Source organism: Streptomyces sp. NPDC056224, from assembly GCF_042267665.1.
Lineage (GTDB): Bacteria > Actinomycetota > Actinomycetes > Streptomycetales > Streptomycetaceae > Streptomyces.
In genome coordinates, this window is the sequence record NZ_JBHJTK010000075.1 from 1 (window position 1) to 18,114 (window position 18,114).

The 18,114-nt window shown below is 71.1% G+C and carries 19 protein-coding genes; 1 reads left to right on the forward strand and 18 read right to left on the reverse strand.

The window, feature by feature from the left end; translation table 11 throughout:
* Nucleotides 1–45: 45 nt before the first annotated feature.
* The 16 genes from nusB to rpsD all read right to left on the reverse strand — a co-directional run bounded on the left by nusB (nucleotide 46) and on the right by rpsD (nucleotide 14,648).
* Nucleotides 46–474, reverse strand: coding sequence for a transcription antitermination factor NusB (gene nusB / locus ACFCZ1_RS37250; RefSeq protein ID WP_376682746.1), 429 nt, complete (start codon nucleotides 472–474; stop codon nucleotides 46–48).
* Nucleotides 475–477: 3 nt separating this feature from the next.
* Nucleotides 478–1,044, reverse strand: a complete 567-nt coding sequence (efp, locus tag ACFCZ1_RS37255) for an elongation factor P (RefSeq protein WP_376682747.1) — start codon at nucleotides 1,042–1,044, stop codon at nucleotides 478–480.
* A 59-nt stretch (nucleotides 1,045–1,103) separates the two neighbouring features.
* Nucleotides 1,104–2,210 (reverse strand): M24 family metallopeptidase, encoded by a 1,107-nt coding sequence (locus ACFCZ1_RS37260; protein WP_376682748.1) that lies wholly within the window; start codon nucleotides 2,208–2,210, stop codon nucleotides 1,104–1,106.
* A 281-nt stretch (nucleotides 2,211–2,491) separates the two neighbouring features.
* Complete coding sequence (locus tag ACFCZ1_RS37265; protein ID WP_376682749.1) at nucleotides 2,492–3,241, reverse strand: AAA family ATPase; 750 nt, start codon at nucleotides 3,239–3,241, stop codon at nucleotides 2,492–2,494.
* A gap of 98 nt (nucleotides 3,242–3,339) precedes the next feature.
* Complete coding sequence (gene aroQ / locus ACFCZ1_RS37270; protein ID WP_376682750.1) at nucleotides 3,340–3,780, reverse strand: type II 3-dehydroquinate dehydratase; 441 nt, start codon at nucleotides 3,778–3,780, stop codon at nucleotides 3,340–3,342.
* Nucleotides 3,777–4,868 (reverse strand): 3-dehydroquinate synthase, encoded by a 1,092-nt coding sequence (aroB, locus tag ACFCZ1_RS37275; protein ID WP_376682751.1) that lies wholly within the window; start codon nucleotides 4,866–4,868, stop codon nucleotides 3,777–3,779. Before aroB ends, aroQ begins: the two co-directional genes overlap by 4 nt.
* Complete coding sequence (locus ACFCZ1_RS37280) at nucleotides 4,865–5,383, reverse strand: shikimate kinase (protein ID WP_376682752.1); 519 nt, start codon at nucleotides 5,381–5,383, stop codon at nucleotides 4,865–4,867. Before ACFCZ1_RS37280 ends, aroB begins: the two co-directional genes overlap by 4 nt.
* Nucleotides 5,380–6,564, reverse strand: a complete 1,185-nt coding sequence (aroC, locus tag ACFCZ1_RS37285; protein ID WP_376682753.1) for a chorismate synthase — start codon at nucleotides 6,562–6,564, stop codon at nucleotides 5,380–5,382. Before aroC ends, ACFCZ1_RS37280 begins: the two co-directional genes overlap by 4 nt.
* 132 nt (nucleotides 6,565–6,696) lie before the next feature.
* Nucleotides 6,697–6,888 (reverse strand): hypothetical protein, encoded by a 192-nt coding sequence (locus ACFCZ1_RS37290; RefSeq protein WP_376682754.1) that lies wholly within the window; start codon nucleotides 6,886–6,888, stop codon nucleotides 6,697–6,699.
* A 34-nt stretch (nucleotides 6,889–6,922) separates the two neighbouring features.
* Nucleotides 6,923–7,747, reverse strand: a complete 825-nt coding sequence (locus ACFCZ1_RS37295; protein ID WP_376682755.1) for a shikimate dehydrogenase — start codon at nucleotides 7,745–7,747, stop codon at nucleotides 6,923–6,925.
* A gap of 6 nt (nucleotides 7,748–7,753) precedes the next feature.
* Nucleotides 7,754–9,511 (reverse strand): endolytic transglycosylase MltG, encoded by a 1,758-nt coding sequence (mltG, locus tag ACFCZ1_RS37300; RefSeq protein ID WP_376682756.1) that lies wholly within the window; start codon nucleotides 9,509–9,511, stop codon nucleotides 7,754–7,756.
* Nucleotides 9,512–9,589: 78 nt separating this feature from the next.
* Complete coding sequence (gene ruvX / locus ACFCZ1_RS37305) at nucleotides 9,590–10,060, reverse strand: Holliday junction resolvase RuvX (protein WP_376682757.1); 471 nt, start codon at nucleotides 10,058–10,060, stop codon at nucleotides 9,590–9,592.
* Between the two features lie 2 nt (nucleotides 10,061–10,062).
* On the reverse strand, nucleotides 10,063–12,732 hold the full coding sequence (gene alaS, locus ACFCZ1_RS37310) for an alanine--tRNA ligase (RefSeq protein ID WP_376682758.1): 2,670 nt from the start codon (nucleotides 12,730–12,732) through the stop codon (nucleotides 10,063–10,065).
* Nucleotides 12,732–13,085, reverse strand: coding sequence for a DUF6167 family protein (locus tag ACFCZ1_RS37315; protein ID WP_376682759.1), 354 nt, complete (start codon nucleotides 13,083–13,085; stop codon nucleotides 12,732–12,734). The genes alaS and ACFCZ1_RS37315 overlap by 1 nt, the downstream gene beginning before the upstream one ends.
* An 8-nt stretch (nucleotides 13,086–13,093) precedes the next feature.
* Nucleotides 13,094–13,522, reverse strand: coding sequence for a DUF948 domain-containing protein (locus ACFCZ1_RS37320; RefSeq protein WP_328924727.1), 429 nt, complete (start codon nucleotides 13,520–13,522; stop codon nucleotides 13,094–13,096).
* Nucleotides 13,523–14,036: 514 nt separating this feature from the next.
* Nucleotides 14,037–14,648, reverse strand: coding sequence for a 30S ribosomal protein S4 (gene rpsD, locus ACFCZ1_RS37325; protein ID WP_030294564.1), 612 nt, complete (start codon nucleotides 14,646–14,648; stop codon nucleotides 14,037–14,039).
* Between the two features lie 277 nt (nucleotides 14,649–14,925).
* Here rpsD and ACFCZ1_RS37330 point away from each other — a divergent pair, with 277 nt between their 5' ends.
* Nucleotides 14,926–15,576, forward strand: coding sequence for a DUF2470 domain-containing protein (locus ACFCZ1_RS37330; RefSeq protein WP_376682760.1), 651 nt, complete (start codon nucleotides 14,926–14,928; stop codon nucleotides 15,574–15,576).
* A gap of 323 nt (nucleotides 15,577–15,899) precedes the next feature.
* Here ACFCZ1_RS37330 and ACFCZ1_RS37335 read toward each other — a convergent pair whose 3' ends face one another.
* Both ACFCZ1_RS37335 and ACFCZ1_RS37340 read right to left on the reverse strand, forming a co-directional pair.
* Nucleotides 15,900–17,249, reverse strand: coding sequence for a replication-associated recombination protein A (locus ACFCZ1_RS37335; protein WP_376682761.1), 1,350 nt, complete (start codon nucleotides 17,247–17,249; stop codon nucleotides 15,900–15,902).
* A gap of 32 nt (nucleotides 17,250–17,281) precedes the next feature.
* Nucleotides 17,282–17,899, reverse strand: coding sequence for a vitamin K epoxide reductase family protein (locus ACFCZ1_RS37340; RefSeq protein WP_376682762.1), 618 nt, complete (start codon nucleotides 17,897–17,899; stop codon nucleotides 17,282–17,284).
* Nucleotides 17,900–18,114: the final 215 nt, after the last annotated feature.

An 18,114-nucleotide genomic window follows, 5' to 3' on the forward strand; every position in this document is an offset into this window, starting at 1 on the left:
GCGCATGCGCTGCGGCCCCTCCGCTCAGTCGAACCTCTCCGGACGCTAGTCGCGGCGCAGGTTCGGCTTCAGCTCCTTGAAGCGGGCCAGCATCCCGTTGACGAACGAGGGGGACTCGTCCGTCGAGAACTCCTTGGCCAGCTGGACGGCCTCGTCGATGGCGACGGCGTCCGGGGTGTCGTCCACCCAGATCAGCTCGTAGGCACCGAGCCGCAGGATGTTCCGGTCCGCGACCGGCATGCGGTCGAGTTCCCAGTCCACGGCGTAGGTGATGATCAGGTCGTCGATGCGGTTCACCTTGTCGGCGTAACCCTCGACGAGATCCATCGTGAAGGCGCTGACCGGCGGCTGCCGGTCGTCCGACCGCGCGTGGCGGATCCAGTCCGCGAGGACCTCGCGCACGGGCACGCCGCGCTGGTCGGCCTCGAAAAGGATCTGGAAGGCGCGCTTGCGCGCATTGCTCCGAGCAGCCACGGGTTAGTTGCTCTTCCGGCCGAGGTAGTCGCTGGTGCGGGTGTCGACCTTGACCGTCTCGCCGGTGTTGACGAAGAGCGGGACCTGGATCTCGTGGCCGGTCTCCAGGGTGGCGGGCTTGGTGCCACCGGTGGAGCGGTCGCCCTGGACGCCCGGGTCGGTGTGCTCGATCTTGAGCTCGACCGCGGCCGGGAGCTCCACGTAGAGGACCTCGCCGTCGTGCTGCGCCACGGAGGCGGTGAAGCCCTCGATCAGGAAGTTGGCGGCGTCGCCGACAGCCTTCTTGTCGACCATCAGCTGGTCGTAGGTGCTCATGTCCATGAAGACGAAGTACTCGCCGTCCATGTACGAGAACTGCATGTCGCGCCGGTCGATCGTGGCCGTCTCGACCTTCGTGCCGGCGTTGAAGGTCTTGTCGACGACCTTGCCGGAGAGCACGTGCTTGAGCTTGGTGCGCACGAAGGCCGGGCCCTTGCCGGGCTTGACGTGCTGGAACTCGACGACGGACCAGAGCTGGTCACCGTCGAGCTTGAGCACCATGCCGTTCTTGAGGTCGTTCGTGGAAGCCACGGTTGCGGAATCTCCTGCACTGGAAGACCACGGGTGCGCGCACAGCCCGGCGGAGCGGGCTAGAGCGCGAGCAGCTCCTTGGTCGTAATGGTGAGTAGCTCGGGACCGCCGTCCGCCTCGGGGCGCACGACGAGCGTGTCATCGATCCGGACACCTCCCCGGCCCGGGAGGTGAACCCCCGGTTCGACGGTGACCGGCACGCAAGCGTCCAGTTTACCCATTGCCGTAGGTGCAAGCTGCGGGTCCTCGTCGATTTCGAGACCCACGCCGTGTCCGGTCGAGGGGGCGAGGGCTTCCCCGTGGCCAGCGGAGTCCAGCACGGACCGTGCCGCATGATCCACATCCCGGTACGCGGCCCCCGGCAGCAGGGCCTCGCGCCCGGCCCGCTGGGCGGCGAAGACCAGGTCGTACAGCTCGATCTGCCAGTCCGCGGGAGTGGTGCCGATCACGAACGTACGCCCGATCTCGCACCGGTAGCCACGGTAGTTGGCGCCGAGACAGACGGTGAGGAAGTCCCCCTCCTCCACCCGGCGGTCGGAGGGCCGGTGCCGGGAGCGTCCGGAGTGCGGGCCGGTGCCGACGGAGGTCGGGAAGGCGGGCCCGTCCGCGCCGTGGTCCACGAGGCGCCGCTCCAGCTCCAGGGCGAGGTGGCGTTCGGTGCGCCCGACGAGGATGGACTCCAGCAGTTCGCCCAGCGCCTGGTCGGCGATCTCCGCGGCGATCCGCAGACAGGCGATCTCCTCCTCGTCCTTGACGAGGCGCTGCTGCTCCACGGCGGTGCCGAGGTCGGCGAGGCGCAGCCGGGGCGCGACGGACTGCAGGGCGCGGTGCCGGGCCACCGTGAGGTGGTGCTCCTCGACCGCGAGCGAGTCGGCGCGCGTCGCGGCGGCCATGTCGCCCGCCGCGACGGCCGGGTCCGCGCCGGGGCCCGACAGCACGGAGACCCGGAGCCGCTCGTCGAGCCGGCCCTCGTCGGCCTCGCCGGTGGGGGTGCCGCCGCAGAACAGCACGTCCTCGGTGGGGCCGACGAGCAGTACGGCGCCGAGCGGGGAGGCCCCGGACAGGTAGCGGACGTTCGCCGGACACGTGATCAGTGCGGCGGCGTTCCCCGCGGCGGCGCAGCGGTCGCGGAGCGTGCCCCGGCGGGCGGCGTACACGTCTGACATGTCTTCGAGCGTACGAGCGCCCGGCGCATCCGGCCTGATGAGCGCGTCCGGACGTGGGCGCCGGGGGTGCGGGACCCGCGCCGCGCCAAGGGCTGTCCCGTGATCCCCGGCGGGTCGGCGCACGGCGTCGGATGCCGTTGCACCGCACGGCGCAGGGCGCCCCGCACCGGGCGTGTCCGGGCATCGCGACGAAGCGGCGTCGCGACGAAAGGGCCTCGCGACGAAGCGGCGAGGTGCCGTGGCCCGCGTCGTGCGCCCGCCGGGGAGCACGGCGACAGCCCTCAGGCCAGCGCCCGTGCCAGCGTCTCGTCGAGGGCGCGTGCCGTTCCCTCGACGTCGAGGTGCGAGTTGTCGATGATCGGCAGGCCCGAGCCGTACCAGCCCGCCATCCTGCCGTGGATCCGCGCGACCTCCTCGTCGGAGAGCCGCCGGTTGCCGGAGCGGGCCGCGTTGCGCTCCAGGACGATCTCCAGGCCCGGCAGCAGCACCACGGGCAGCAGCGCGGGGCCCACGTGGCGCTTCCAGCCGCCCAGTCCGACCACCGGCCGGTCCGGGAAGACGGCGTCGTCGAGGATGCAGGAGATCCCGTTCGCCAGGTAGTTGCGGGCGGCGAACCCGCACGTACGGCGGGCCAGCCGGTACTGGGCCTCGGAGTGCTCGTTCCAGCCCGCCTGCGGGTCCGCGAAGCCCGAGCGCACCCACTCCCGGACGTCGTCCAGGCTGACGTGCGCGGTCGGCACGGGCCGGGTGCTCGCCCAGTGCCGGGCCACCGTGGTCTTCCCCGCGCCGGCCGGGCCGATGAGCAGCACCGCCAGGGTGGCCCCGCCCGTGCCCGCCACCGCGGGCGGCAGCGGGATGTGCCCGGTGGGCTCCGGGACGGGCGCCACCGGCGGCGGAACCGGGGGACGGGAGTGGGCGGGGGGCGGCCCCGGCCAGCCCTGCGCCGGGGGTATCGGCGGTTGCGGGGGCGCCGCCGGGTGCGGTCCCGGCTGTCCCCAGCCCGCGCTCCCGCCTCCCACTCCTTGCTGCATCCGCTGCCACTCCGTCTCGTTCCGGCGACTGATGCGAGAACGTTATATGACCCCGGGACCCGAACCGTCCACCAGCCCGGCCCGGTGCCGCCGGAGCGTCATTCGCCGACTTCGTCCGCGAGCGCCCGCAGCGCCAGCCGGTACGAACCGATACCGAAGCCCGCCACCGTCCCGGTCGCCACGGACGCGATCACCGAGGTGTGCCGGAACTCCTCGCGCGCGTACGGGTTCGAGATGTGCACCTCGATCAGCGGCGCGGTGCGCTGCGCGGCCGCGTCCCGCATGGCGTACGAGTAGTGCGTGAAGGCCCCCGGGTTGATGACCACGGGGATCTTCCCGTCGGCCGCCTCGTGCAGCCAGCGCACCAGCTGCCCCTCGTCGTTGGTCTCGCGGACCTCGACGTCGAAGCCGAGCTCCTCCCCCAGCGTGCGGCAGCTCGCCACCAGCCCCGCGTACGAGGTGGCCCCGTACACGTCGGGCTCGCGCGAACCGAGCCGCCCCAGGTTCGGGCCGTTCAGCACGAGGACGCGGCGGCTCACGCGGCGACCTCTCCGTACGCGGCCACCAGCACGGCCGGGTCGGGGCCTTCCAGGACGGTCGGCTTGGCCAGCCCGTCGAGGACGATGAAGCGCAGCAGGTCGCCGCGGGACTTCTTGTCGACCTTCATGGTCTCCAGCAGCTTGGGCCACTGGTCGCCGCGGTAGGTCAGCGGCAGGCCCACCGAGGCGAGGACCGCCTTGTGCCGGTCGGCCGTCGCGTCGTCGAGACGGCCCGCGAGCCGTCCGAGTTCGGCGGCGAAGACCATGCCGACGGACACCGCGGCGCCGTGCCTCCACTTGTAGCGCTCGTTCTTCTCGATGGCGTGCGCGAGGGTGTGGCCGTAGTTGAGGATCTCGCGGAGTCCCGACTCCTTGAGGTCGCTGGAGACCACGTCCGCCTTGACCTGGATGGAGCGCACGATCAGCTCGGCCGTGTGCGGGCCGGCGGGCGTACGGGCCGCCTGGGGGTCCGCCTCGATCAGGTCGAGGATGACCGGGTCGGAGATGAATCCGGCCTTGATGATCTCGGCGAGACCACTGACGTAGTCGTGGACGGGCAGCGAGTCCAGGGCGGCCAGGTCGCACAGCACTCCGGCCGGCGGGTGGAAGGCGCCGACGAGGTTCTTGCCCTCGGCGGTGTTGATGCCGGTCTTGCCGCCGACCGCCGCGTCGACCATCGCGAGGACGGTGGTCGGTACGGCGACCCAGCGCACCCCGCGCAGCCAGGAGGCCGCGACGAAGCCCGCGAGGTCGGTGGTGGCTCCGCCGCCGACGCCGACGATGACGTCGGTACGGGTGAAGCCGGACTGCCCGAGGGCCTTCCAGCAGTACGCCGCCACCTCGATGGTCTTGGCCTCCTCGGCGTTCGGCACCTGGATGGCGACCGCCTCGTAGCCCTGTTCGGCCAGGTCGTCGCGCAGCGCCTCACCGGTCGAGGCCAGCGCCTCCGGGTGGATCACGGCGACCCGCCGGGCCTTCGTACCGATCAGGGTGCCGAGTTCACCGAGCAGCTGCCGGCCGACCAGCACGTCGTACGCGTCGTGTCCGGAGCTCGCGCCGACGTGGATCCGCGTCACCTGGTCTGTCATACGTCCTTCAACTCCAGAGCGTCGAGGACCGCCTGGGCGACCTCTTCGGGGGTGCGGTCGTCGGTGGCCACCACGACGCGCGCGACTTCGGTGTACAGGGGGCGCCGGGCGTCCATCAGCTCGCGCCACTGACGGCGCGGGTTGACGGCGAGCAGCGGGCGCGCGGCGCCGAGGCCCACGCGCCGTACGGCTTCCTCGACGTCCATCGACAGGTAGGCGACGGGCAGGCCGGCCAGCAGCTCGCGGGTGCCCTCGTCGAGGACGGCGCCGCCGCCGAGGGCGAGGACTCCGGTGTGCCCGGCGACGGCGGCCGCGACCGCCTGCCGCTCCAGCGCGCGGAAGTACGGCTCGCCCTCGTCGACGAAGATGTCGGAGATCTCCCGGCCCTGGGCCAGGACGATGTCCGCGTCGGTGTCCCGGTAGGGGACGCCGAGCCGCTCGGCGAGCAGCGCCCCCACCGTGGACTTGCCGGAACCCATGGGCCCGACGAGGACGACCAGTGGTCCGCCGGTCACCGGATCTGCAGGTTGTCGAGGTACGAGCGGACGTTGCGGCGGGTCTCGGGGACGGAGTCGCCGCCGAACTTCTCGACCACGGCGTCGGCCAGCACGAGGGCGACCATCGCCTCGGCCACGATGCCCGCGGCCGGGACTGCGCAGACGTCGGAGCGCTGGTGGTGGGCCACCGTCGCCTCACCGGTCGCCACGTCCACGGTCGCCAGTGCGCGGGGCACGGTGGCGATGGGCTTCATGGCGGCCCGTACGCGCAGCAGCTCGCCGGTGGTCAGACCGCCCTCGGTGCCGCCGGAGCGACCGGTGGTGCGCTTGAGGCCCTCGGGGGTGGAGACGATCTCGTCGTGCGCCTTCGAGCCGGGCACGCGGGCGAGTTCGAAGCCGTCGCCGACCTCGACGCCCTTGATGGCCTGGATGCCCATCAGGGCGGCGGCGAGGCGGGCGTCGAGACGGCGGTCCCAGTGGACGTGCGAGCCGAGGCCGACGGGAACCCCGTAGGCCAGGACCTCGACGACGCCGCCGAGGGTGTCGCCGTCCTTGTGGGCCTGGTCGATCTCGGCGACCATCGCCTTGCTCGCGTCGGCGTCGAGGCAGCGCACCGGGTCGGCGTCGAGCTTGTCGACGTCGGCGGGGGTCGGGTAGACGCCGTACGGGGCCTTGGCCGAGGCCAGTTCCACCACGTGGGAGACGATCTCGATGCCCGCGGCCTCCTTGATGAAGGACCGGGCGATGGCGCCGAGGGCGACGCGGGCGGCGGTCTCACGGGCGCTGGCGCGCTCCAGGATCGGCCGGGCCTCGTCGAAGCCGTACTTCTGCATGCCGGCGAGGTCGGCGTGGCCGGGCCGGGGGCGGGTCAGCGGCGCGTTGCGGCCGGTCTCCTTGAGCAGCGAGGGGTCGACCGGGTCGGCCGACATGACCGTCTCCCACTTGGGCCACTCGGTGTTGCCGACCATGACCGCCACGGGGGACCCCAGCGACAGCCCGTGCCGGACGCCACCCAGGAAGGTGATCTCGTCCTGCTCGAACTTCATCCGCGCACCGCGGCCGTAGCCGAGCCGGCGCCGGGCGAGGTGGTCGGCCACCAGCTCGGTGGTGACCGGAACGCCGGCGGGAAGCCCCTCCAGCGTCGCTACCAGCGCCGGGCCGTGCGACTCCCCGGCGGTCAGCCAACGCAACCTGCTCAACGATGCTCCTCATGCTCGCGCCTGGTTCAGCGACGGCGCGAACGGGTGCGCGGCCCGGACCCGCCGTACCTGATCCTCCCATGTCCGGGCCGGGATACCGGCCCCCGGTCCAGCTATCGGACGCCTTGTCCGTCATCTGACCTTGCGGCGGCGCTCGCGGAGCCAGGTGACCGCCGTCCACAGCGCGAGGGAACCGACGAGTCCGAGGACGATGGCCTTCGCCCACACCGGCAGCCCACCGAAGATCGTTCTGACCGCGGCGAAGACGACGAAGGGGATGTCCCACTTCGACGCGAGTATCTGGCCGTCGCCCGTCTGTTCCATGCCGCCCCCATGATCGACTACCCGGACGGGAAGCCTAACGGGCGGCGAGCGCCCGCTCTCCGGCGGCCCTCATGGCGGCGAGCGGTCCCGGGGTGCGGCCGGTCATCTGCTCCACCTGGAGAACGGCCTGGTGGACCAGGAGGTCCAGCCCGCCGACGACCTTTCCGCCGCGGCGGTCCCAGGCCGCCGCGAGGGCGGTCGGCCACGGGTCGTAGAGGACGTCGAAGAGCGTGCCCGCCGCGTCCGGCACGAAGGGGGCCAGGGCGTCCGTCGTACCGGCCGGGGTGGTCGCGATCACCAGCGGAGCGGCCAGCGCCTCGGCCGCCCGCGACCAGTCGGCAGTGCGGACGGGGACGCCGAGCCGCTCGCCCCACTGCCGCATCTCGTCGGCGCGGGCCCGCGAGCGGACGTACGCCGTGACCTCACCGGAGCAGATCCGCGAGAGCGCCGCGAGCGCCGAGGAGGCGGTGGCACCGGCGCCGAGGACGGCGGCGGACGGCACCTTCTCGATGCCGCGCTCGTGGAGCGCGGCGATCATGCCGGGGATGTCGGTGTTGTCGCCGAGCCGTCGGCCGTCCCGGGTGAGGACGACCGTGTTGACCGTCTCGACCGAGGCGGCCGTGTCGCTGATCTCGTCGAGCAGCGGGATGATCGCCCGCTTCAGCGGCATGGTCAGCGACAGCCCGGCCCACTCGGGGCCGAGGCCGGTGACGAACGCCGGGAGGGCGGCCTCGTCGATCTCGAAGCGGTCGTACGACCAGTCGTCGAGGCCGAGCTCCTCGTAGGCGGCGCGGTGCAGCGCCGGCGAGAGGGAATGCCCGATGGGCGAACCCAGCACCGCGGCCCGTATCCGTGACATGTCCTGCTACCCGCCGTTCTTCTGCTTCTGCCGCGCCTGGAACTCGTCGACGAGCTTCAGGTGCTCCTCGTAGGTCTGGGTGAAGGTCGTCTTGTCGCCGTCCACCGACACGAAGAACATCCAGCCGCCGTGATCGGGGTTGAGCGTGGCGCTCAGGGCGTCCGCGCCCGGGTTCCCGATCGGGCCGGGAGGCAGGCCCTTGACGAAGTGCGTGTTGTACGGGTGGTCGAGCGCCCTCGCCTCCTTGATGGAGAAGTTGATCTCGCTCTTGCCCTTGATGTAGTTGTACGTCGAGTCGAATTCGAGCTTCTGGTTCGTGACGTCGTTCGTCTTCTTCAGGCGGTTGTAGACGACCTCGGACATCTTCCGGAAGTCGTCGTGGTTCTTGCCCTCGGCGTTGACGAGACTGGCGACCGTGACCACCTGGAGCGGGTTCTCCAGGCCCAGCTCCTTGGCCTTGCCCTCGACGCCCAGCTCCGAGTACTTGTCGCTCGCGTTCTTGACCATCTGCTTGAGCAGGGACTCGGGGGTGCTGTCCTTGCTGAGGTCGTAGCGCGTCGGGTACAGGAAGCCTTCGAGGGGGTCGATGAGCTTCGGGTTGTTGCCGGCCCAGGCGGGCAGTCCGAGGTTCTTGGCCTCGCGCAGGGCGACGTCCTTGGTGGTGCCGTCCGGCTTGCCCAGCTTCTTGTCGATCGCCTCGTACACCTTGGCGTTGCGCATGCCCTCGGTGACGGTGATGACGTTCAGCTTGCTGGGGTCGATCATCAGCCCGACGGCGGCCGCAGCCGACATCTTCTTCTTCAGCGTGTAGACACCCGGCTGGATGGACTTGCCCTTGGGGTTCACGTTGGCCGCGGTGGTGAACGCCTCCACGCTCGCCACGACGCCCTGCTTCTTGAGGATGTTGCCCATCTGGGCCAGGGAGGAGTTCTTGGGGATCTCGACGTCGACCGTCTCGCTGCTGCCCTCGCCCACGTAGTCCTCGGCCGTGGCGAACCTCGCCTTGAGGTACGTGTAGCCGTAGTAGCCGCCACCGCCGACCACGCCGATGATGACGACCGCGGCGATCAGGCAGGCCGTGCCGCTGCGCTTCTTGGGCTTGCCGCCCTTCGAGCGGCCGCCCCGACGGCCGTCGCCCGACGGGTCGTCGTCCTCGTCGCCGTCCCGGCCTCCACCGTCGGCGAAGAAACCGCTCTCGGGCTCCTCCTCCTGCTCGGCCGGTTCCGGCTCCAGGTGGCGGCGGCCCGGGGGCTGCGGCGGAGGGAAGGCTTCCGGCGTCGCGTACAGGTCAGGGGCTCCGTCGGGGTAGCCGGCCGCGGGCTGCTGGGCGTACGGGTCCACGCCCGCGTAGGCGTCGACCTGCGCGGCGGACAGGTACTGGCCCTGCCCGGTGTCCCAGCCCTGGGAGTCGTACACCGGCTGCTGGGGAGCCTGGGGAGCATAGGCCTGCTGCTGCTCCTGGTACTGCGGGTACTGCCCCTGCTGCGGTGGCGCGTACTGCTGCGGCTGCTGCGGCGGCTGCTGCGGCTGCTGCTGTGCGTACTGCTGCTGGTTCTGGGCGTACTGGGGGTACTGCTCCGGGTACGGCTGCTGGTACTGCGGCGCCTGCTGGTACTGCTGATCCTGCTGGTACTGCTGCTGCGGATCGCTGCCGTGCGGCGCCTGGCCCTGCTGGGTCTGGTGCCCGGTCCACCCCTGGTCCCCGTACAGGGGATCCTCAGGGTGCCACGGTTCGGAGCCACGGCCCCGGCCATACTCAGTCATCGGTCCCCTAGAGCCGCAAGACGAAGGCGACGGCTGTTCGAATGCCGTCTCATCGCGCGGAACGTTACCGTATCGCGATCAGACAACCACTTCGACGCACTCGCCGGGCGGATTACCTGATACCCGTTCGGTCTCAAGAGCGTTCTGAAGGATCACCACCGCGGCTGCCTGGTCGATGACGGAACGACCCTTCTTCGCGTTCCTTCCGGAGGCCCGCAGACCCTGCGCCGCGGTGACCGTCGTCATCCGCTCGTCCACCAGACGGACCGTCACCGGCTTGATGCCCTTGGCCAGTTCGTTCGCGAAGGCGCGCACCTTGGCCGCGGCCGGCCCCTCCCGCCCGCTGAGCGAGCGGGGCAGGCCGACCACGACTTCGAGGGGCTCGTACTCCTCGACGAGCTGCCGCAGCCGCCGGTGGGCGAAGGGGACGTCCCGGCCCGGAACGGTTTCCACCGGTGTGGCCAGGACCCCGTCGGGGTCGCACGAGGCGACCCCGATCCGGGCGTCCCCGACGTCGATCGCGAGGCGGCGGCCGCGGCGCAGGTTCATGATCAGACCGTCTCGACGACGAGGCGCTCGACCGCGGCGATGGCCTCGGGGATGGCGGCCGGGTTCTGACCACCGCCCTGGGCGACGTCCGGCTTGCCGCCACCGCCGCCACCGAGGGTCTTGGCGGCCGTACGGACCAGGTCGCCCGCCTTGAGACCGCGCTCGCGGGCGGCCTCGTTGGTGGCGATGACCGTCAGCGGGCGCTCGTTCGCCGTGGTGAAAAGGGCCACGACGGCCGGACGGTCGCCCTGGATGCGGCCACGGACGTCGAGGACCAGCCTGCGCAGGTCGTCGGCGCCGGTACCGTCCGGCACCGTGCCCACGACGAGGGCGACGCCGCGGATGTCCTGGGCGTTCTCGGCGAGCCCGGCGGCGGCCTGGAGGACCTTCTCCGCGCGGAACTTCTCGATCTCCTTCTCGGCGTCCTTCAGCTTGCCGAGCATGGAGGCGATCTTCTCCGGGAGCTCCTCGGGGCGGCCCTTGACCAGCTCCTGGAGCTGGGCGACGACCGTGTGCTCCTTGGCGAGGAAGTTGTACGCGTCCACACCCACCAGGGCCTCGACGCGGCGCACGCCCGAGCCGATGGAGGACTCGCCGAGCAGCTTCACCAGACCCAGCTGGGAGGTGTTGCCGACGTGCGTGCCGCCGCACAGCTCCTTGGAGAAGTCGCCGATGGTGACGACGCGCACGCGCTCGCCGTACTTCTCGCCGAACTCGGCGATGGCGCCCTGCTTCTTCGCCTCGTCGATGCTCATGATCTCGGCGGTGACGTCCAGCTCACGGGAGAGCACGTCGTTGATCTTCTGCTCGACGTCGGTGAGGACCGTGCCGGGGACGGCGTTCGGCGAACCGAAGTCGAAGCGGAAGCGGCCCGGCGAGTTCTCGGAACCGGCCTGGGCGGCCGTCGGGCCCAGCGCGTCGCGCAGCGCCTGGTGGGTCAGGTGCGTGGCCGAGTGGGCGCGGGCGATGGCCCGGCGCCGGCTCACGTCGATGGCGGCGTAGGCGGAGGCGCCCACCGTCACCTCGCCGACCTGGACGGAGCCCTTGTGCACGGAGACGCCCGGGACGGGCTGCTGGACGTCGCGGACGACGATGACGGCGCCGGAGTCGAGCTTGATACGCCCCTGGTCGGCGAGCTGGCCGCCGCCCTCGGCGTAGAACGGGGTGCGGTCGAGGACGACCTCGACCTCGTCGCCCTCGGAGGCGGCGGGCGCGGAGACGCCGTTGACCAGCAGGCCGACGACGACGGACTCGCCCTGGTTGGTGGCGTAGCCGGTGAACTCGGTGGCCCCCGCCCGGTCGGCGATCTCGCGGTACGAGGAGACGTCGGCGTGGCCGGTCTTCTTGGCCCTGGCGTCGGCCTTGGCCCGGTCGCGCTGCTCCTGCATCAGGCGGCGGAAGCCCTGCTCGTCCACGGAGAGGCCCTGCTCGGCGGCCATCTCCAGGGTGAGGTCGATCGGGAAGCCCCAGGTGTCGTGGAGCAGGAACGCCTTGTCGCCGGACAGGACCGTGCCACCGGCGGCCTTGGTCTCGGTCACGGCGGTGTCGAGGATGTTCGTGCCGCCCTTGACGGCCTTGAGGAAGGCGGCCTCTTCGGCGAGCGCGACGGTCTCGATGCGCTTGCGGTCGGTGATGAGCTCCGGGTACTGCTGGCCCATCGTGTCGATCACGACGTCGACGAGGGCCTGGACGACCGGACCCGTGGCACCCATGAGGCGCATGTTGCGGATGGCGCGGCGCATGATGCGGCGCAGCACGTAGCCGCGGCCCTCGTTGCCGGGGGTGACACCGTCGCCGATGAGCATGACGGAGGTGCGGATGTGGTCGGCGACCACGCGCATGGACACGTCGGTGTCCTTGGCCGCTCCGTAGCGCACGCCGGTCAGCTCGGTGGCCTTGTCCATGACCACGCGCAGGGTGTCGGTCTCGTACATGTTCTGCACGCCCTGCAGGATCATGGCGAGACGTTCGAGGCCGAGGCCGGTGTCGATGTTCTTCGACGGCAGGTCGCCGAGGATCGGGAAGTCTTCCTTCCCGTCGCCGGCGCCGCGCTCGTACTGCATGAAGACCAGGTTCCAGATCTCCACGTAGCGCTCGTCGTTGACGGCCGGGCCGCCCTCGACGCCGAACTCGGGGCCGCGGTCGTAGTTGATCTCGGAGCACGGACCGCAGGGGCCGGGGACGCCCATGGACCAGAAGTTGTCCTTCTTGCCCAGGCGCTGGATGCGCTCGGCGGGCACGCCGATCTTCTCGCGCCAGATCTGCTCGGCCTCGTCGTCGTCGAGGTAGACGGTGATCCAGAGCTTCTCCGGCTCGAGGCCGTAGCCGCCGTCCGCCACGGGGCTGGTGAGCAGCTCCCAGGCGTACTCGATGGCGCCTTCCTTGAAGTAGTCGCCGAAGGAGAAGTTGCCGCACATCTGGAAGAACGTGCCGTGGCGGGTGGTCTTGCCGACCTCTTCGATGTCCGGCGTGCGGACGCACTTCTGCACGCTGGTGGCGCGGGGGGCCGGGGGCTTGGTCTCGCCGAGGAAGTACGGCTTGAAGGGCACCATGCCCGCGTTGACCAGCAGCAGAGTCGGGTCGTCCGCGATGAGCGACGCCGAAGGGACAACGGCGTGACCGCGCTCCTCGAAGAAGCTCAGCCAGCGGCGGCGGATTTCAGCCGACTCCATCAGTGGTCCTCATTCCGGTTGTACGAAAACTTCGATCGGTGGGTGGTCTTGTCGCTGTCGATGGCCCGCAGCCGCCGCTGCCCCGGGAGGGCGGTGACGTTGTCGGTCAGGGCCGGGTGGTCAGCGTCCTGGGTCAGCCCCAGTGCATCGTTCAGCTCGTCCTCGCGCTGCGTCATTCCCGCCTTGACGTCGAGGGCGAAGTCCTTGAGGCGGTGGCCCGCCTCCAGCGCCTTGTCGGCGGCCTGGGCGGCAAGGCTCTCCGGCGTCAGCTTCTTCAGCTGGCGGTTGACCTTGGTGGTGGCCCACACGCCGGCGGCGGCGCCTGCGGTGAACCAGAAGGCTCGGCGGAACATCGGAGGTCTCAGCCCTTCTGCTTCCGGCGCCGGGCCGTCGGCACCGTACGGCCGACGATCACGGTACGCCGGGTGGTCTTCTGCGGCACCTCGTCCGTCCGGCCGAGCGCCTTGCGGACGCCGTAGCCGAAGGCCGCGACCTTGACCAGCGGTCCGCCGAAGGTGGAGGCCACGGTGGAGGACAGCGCGGAGGCGTTGGAGGTGACCTCCTGGACGTCGCTCGCGATCGCGTCGACCCGGTCGAGCTGGGTGCGCGCGGAGCGGACGGTGGTCGAGGCGTCGGCCAGCAGCGGGACGGCCTGGTCGGTCACGTCGGCCACCAGCTTGGTGGTCGCCTTGAGCACCTGCGCCAGCCTCACCAGCACCACGGCGAGGAAGGAGACCAGGATGGCCCAGAAGACGGCCACGAGGATCCCGGCCACCTCTCCACCGGACACGTCACACCGCTCTCTGTCTGTACTTGGAATCTGCACTCGAACTGCGACAAGGTTCGCCTCCGACCCTATCGCGCCGGAGATCCCCGGCCGTACCGGAATTCCGGGTCCGGCGTGATCGCCTTGTACGCAGGGCGTCGGGACCAGTACGTTCCGTGCCCCGCGCGACGGACGGCGTGCGGCAATCCTCCCTCGGAGCTGGGCGGGTTCGTCGGGCGGGGTGCCGAACCGGCCGGGCCGGGGCGGCTCCTGGACGCCGCGCGCCCGGTCACGGTGACCGGCGCGGGCGGGGTGGGCACGTCGAGGCCGGTGCGCCGGGAGCGGGCGCGCGAGCTGCTGGGAGCGGCGCGGTGAGCGGTGTTCGCAGCCGGGGGGCGGGAGCTGCGCCGGGGGGGCGGTGGTCGTGCGCGCGCAGCGCGGCCCGGCCGGGGGGCGCAGGCACCGCGGAACGCGGGAAGCCCGCCGCCCCCCGGAGGGGACGGCGGGCTTCCACCAGCCTGTGAGGCCTACGCCTGCATCAGCGGGCGTAGTACTCGACGACGAGCTGCTCGTCGCAGATGACCGGGATTTCCTTGCGGTTCGGGTCGCGGTCCAGGCGGAAGGCCAGGGCCTTCAGGTTGACCTGCAGGTAGCGCGGGGTCTCGCCCTCGCCTGCGTAGCCACCCTCACGGGCAACCTGGAACGGAACCTTCTCGCGGCTGCGCTCGCGCACCGTGATGACGTCGTCCGGGCGGACACGGAACGACGGCTTGTCGACCTTGCCACCGTTGACCTCGATGTGGCCGTGAACGACCATCTGGCGGGCCTGGTAGATGGTGCGGGCGATGCCCGAACGCAGAACCAGGGCGTCGAGGCGACGCTCGAGCTCGACGACAAGCGCCTCGCCCGTCTTGCCTTCGGCCTTCTTGGCGCGGTCGTACGCGCGGGCCATCTGACGCTCAGAGATGTCGTACTGAGCGCGCAGACGCTGCTTCTCCAGCAGACGGACCTTGTAGTCCGAGTTCTGCTTGCGGCCACGGCCGTGCTCGCCCGGCGGGTAGGGGCGGGCCTCGAAGTACTTGACGGCCTTCGGGGTCAGTGCAATGCCGAGGGCACGCGACTTCTTGACCTTGGGTCGCTTCTGGTTCACGTGGAACCTACCTCCATGTAAGTTAGGTGAGGCTTACCTTAGCGAGGAGGACGTAATGTCTCGACCACATGGGATCCCCCTGCCCAGTGCGCGTCGAAGTTCAGATTCCAACGAAACGGAATCTGCTTTCGACGACGATAAGCAAGGTCAGCCGCGTCCCAGGGAAGGCGTTCGGCAGCTCACCGGAGCCGAACGCGTACGAACCCTCGTAGAGTCCAACGCCTCAGTATCCCTCACCCTCCCGGGTGCTGATGACCAGGACGAGCTCGGGACAGGGGTGCCGGCCGCACGGACCGTCACCCCGGACGGGGACGTGATTCTCCTTGTTTCCGGGGAATCCGCGGCTGCCAGGGCAGCCGCTCACGCCCAGGACGACGACCTCACGGCCGTGATCGAGATCACGGATGTGGCGCCGGTGTCCGTGCACCATCGTATCCGAGGCCGCGCCTGGCTGGCCGGGTGGCTGACCCCGGTGCGCGGCGACGACCGCGCGGCCTGCGCGGCGCTGCTGGCGGAGCGCCATCCGGTGGGTGAGCTGCTGGGGCTGTCCGAGTACCGCTGGAGGCTGCTCCGCCTGGAGGTCGGCGAGATCTCGGTGGACGACCTGTGGGGTGCCGAGCACGTGGACGTGGAGGACCTGGCCGCGGCGGAGCCCGACCCGATGGCGGCCCACGAGGCGGAGCTCCTCCAGCACCTGCACTCCGCCCACGGCGACCGGATCGGCGAGCTGTGCGGGCTGCTGGGCTCGCGGGAGGCCGGGGGCGTGACGGCCGTCCCGCTCGCCCTGGACCGCCTGGGCCTGCGCGTCCGCTTCACCGGCGGCCCGGCCGGCTCCTTCGACGCACGCTTCGACTTCCCCGAGCCGGTCGCGGACATCTGCGGCCTGCGCCGTGCCATGCACACCCTGCTGACGGCGGCGGGCCGTTAAGCCGTCGTTCGCGGCCGCCCCGGGGCTGTCCTGCAAGCCCGGGATTCGCGGCGCGGTGACCGACAGCCGGCACCCCCCGGCCCCGATTGGGTGTACCGCCGCGCGCACTCGCACCGGCAGTCCTGCGCTGCGGTTTCCACTCGTCGGCCGGCCGGGGCCCGGCGGTCCCGGCGCGCGTCGGCAACCCGGCGCCGACGCGGACCGGCCTCGTGGTGGCAGCCGCTGAGCGACCGCATCGCTGCCGTCACGGCGATCGGCACACCACGGCGTCCCGTGCGCGGAGCCCAGACCCTGTCCCGGCCGTGTCCGGCCCCGCCGCCCGCTCACGCGCCGCGGAGCCGCTCCCGGACCTTCTCCACGACGTCGGCGTAGCGGGCCTCCGCTCCGTACCGCGTCGGCTCGTAGTACCGCTTGCCGTGGATCTCGTCGGGCGCGTACTGCTGGGCGGCGATGGCCCCCGGCACGTCGTGCGGGTACACGTACCCCTGCGCGTGCCCCAGCTTGGCCGCGCCCTTGTAGTGCCCGTCCCGCAGGTGGGGCGGGACCGATCCGGCCAGCCCGGCCCGGACGTCGGCCAGCGCCGCGCCGATCGCGGTCGTGGCGGTGTTCGACTTCGGGGCCAGCGCCAGCGCGATCGTGGCGTGCGAGAGGGTCAGCGCGGCCTCCGGGAAACCGATCATCGCCACCGCCTGGGCCGCGGCCACCGCGAGCGGCAGGGCCGTCGGGTCCGCCAGGCCGATGTCCTCGCTCGCCGAGATCATCAGGCGTCGCGCGATGAACCGGGGGTCCTCCCCCGCGTCGATCATCCGGGCCAGATAGTGCAGCGCCGCGTCCACGTCCGAGCCGCGGATCGACTTGATCAGCGCGCTCGCCACGTCGTAGTGCTGGTCGCCGTCCCGGTCGTAACGCACGGCGGCCCGGTCGACCGCCTCCTCCACCGTCTGCAGGGTGATCTCGTCCTCGCCCTTGGCGATGGCCGACCCCGCCCCCGCCTCCAGCGCCGTCAGCGCCCGCCGGGCGTCGCCCCCGGCGATCCTCAGCAGGTGCGCCTCGGCGTCCGCGGGCAGGGTCACCGCCCCGCCGAGCCCCCGCTCCTCCTCCAGGGCCCGCCGCATCAGGGCGCTCAGGTCGCCGTCGGTCAGCGGCTCCAGCGTCAGCAGCAGCGAGCGGGAGAGCAGCGGGGAGATGATCGAGAAGTACGGGTTCTCCGTGGTCGCGGCGATCAGCGTCACCCAGCGGTTCTCGACGGCCGGGAGCAGCGAGTCCTGCTGTGCCTTGCTGAAGCGGTGGATCTCGTCGAGGAAGAGGACGGTGTCCTTGCCGTAGCCGCCGGCGGCGCGCTTGGCGCCCTCGATGACCGCCCGTACCTCTTTGACTCCCGCCGTGATGGCGGACAGCTCCACGAAACGCTTCTGCGTGGCCTGGCTCACCACGTACGCCAGTGTGGTCTTCCCGATGCCCGGCGGGCCCCAGAGGATCACCGAGGAGGCTCCGGCCGGACCGCCCGCGCCCTCCCCGACCAGCCGCCGCAGCGGTGATCCGGGCTTCAGCAGGTGCTGCTGGCCGACGACCTCGTCCAGGGTGCGCGGGCGCATCCGGACGGCGAGCGGAGAGCTCGCGGGATCCTTCTCCTGGCGGTCTTCGGCGGCGGCGGTGAACAGGTCTGGTTCCACACCGAAAGCCTATGCGAGCCCACCGACAGTCCTCACGAGGTCCAGAAGTCCCACCAGCGCGTCAGGATCAGCATCCCGATGATCCCGATGTGCAGTGCCGGGAGCACCCAGGTGAACTCGTCGAAGAAGGCCTTCAGCCAGCCCGGCGCGGGCAGCAGCCCCTGGCGCACGTTGTGCGAGGTGACGTACCAGAACATCACGATCGTGGCGACCCAGGCCAGGCAGCACCACAGGCAGAGCGAGTTGATGTTGTACAGCGACTGGTACGTGAGCCAGGCGCAGAAGACGACGCCGAAGAGGGTGCCCGCGTTGAAGGTCAGCCAGTACCAGCGGCTGAACCGGGCCCCGGCCAGCATGCTCATGCCGACGCAGATCACGATGCCGTAGGCGACCAGCCCGAGCATCGGGTTCGGGAAGCCGAAGACGGCCGCCTGCTCGCTCTTCATGATGTTGCCGCAGGAGACGACCGGGTTCAGGCTGCAGCCCGGCGTGAAGTTCGGGTCCTCCAGCAGCTTGAACTTGTCGATCGTGATCACCCAGGCGGCGAGCAGGCCCGCGGCCCCGGTGATGACCAGCAACCAGGCCAGTGCCCGGCTGCCCCCGAAGGTGGTCCTCGGGGCGGTGTCCGCGTCCGTAGATCGTGTCGTCATGCCGCCCACTCCACATCTGCAAGGTCAACAAGCACCGGCCATTGTGCCGTACGGGACTGTGTGTCCACCGTTCGACCGACATAAGGAAGCGTGACCCGCCCGCCGCGGGTCTTCGCGAAGCCGGGGGCCCACGGACCGCACGGCGGCGATGACGACGGCCGTGCGCACCGCCGCTGTGACGCGAACGGCCGCGGACCGGGGGAGTTCCCCGGTCC

What these genes read in the sequence shown, in the direction of transcription:
- mltG (WP_376682756.1), bottom strand. Translation starts at nt 9,511, where the DNA reads ATGACTGAGTATGGCCGGGGCCGTGGCTCCGAACCGTGGCACCCTGAG.
- ACFCZ1_RS37340 (WP_376682762.1), bottom strand. Translation starts at nt 17,899, where the DNA reads ATGACGACACGATCTACGGACGCGGACACCGCCCCGAGGACCACCTTC.
- alaS (WP_376682758.1), bottom strand. Translation starts at nt 12,732, where the DNA reads ATGGAGTCGGCTGAAATCCGCCGCCGCTGGCTGAGCTTCTTCGAGGAG.
- ACFCZ1_RS37315 (WP_376682759.1), bottom strand. Translation starts at nt 13,085, where the DNA reads ATGTTCCGCCGAGCCTTCTGGTTCACCGCAGGCGCCGCCGCCGGCGTG.
- ACFCZ1_RS37290 (WP_376682754.1), bottom strand. Translation starts at nt 6,888, where the DNA reads ATGGAACAGACGGGCGACGGCCAGATACTCGCGTCGAAGTGGGACATC.
- ruvX (WP_376682757.1), bottom strand. Translation starts at nt 10,060, where the DNA reads ATGAACCTGCGCCGCGGCCGCCGCCTCGCGATCGACGTCGGGGACGCC.
- aroB (WP_376682751.1), bottom strand. Translation starts at nt 4,868, where the DNA reads ATGACAGACCAGGTGACGCGGATCCACGTCGGCGCGAGCTCCGGACAC.
- ACFCZ1_RS37265 (WP_376682749.1), bottom strand. Translation starts at nt 3,241, where the DNA reads ATGCAGCAAGGAGTGGGAGGCGGGAGCGCGGGCTGGGGACAGCCGGGA.
- ACFCZ1_RS37295 (WP_376682755.1), bottom strand. Translation starts at nt 7,747, where the DNA reads ATGTCACGGATACGGGCCGCGGTGCTGGGTTCGCCCATCGGGCATTCC.
- ACFCZ1_RS37260 (WP_376682748.1), bottom strand. Translation starts at nt 2,210, where the DNA reads ATGTCAGACGTGTACGCCGCCCGCCGGGGCACGCTCCGCGACCGCTGC.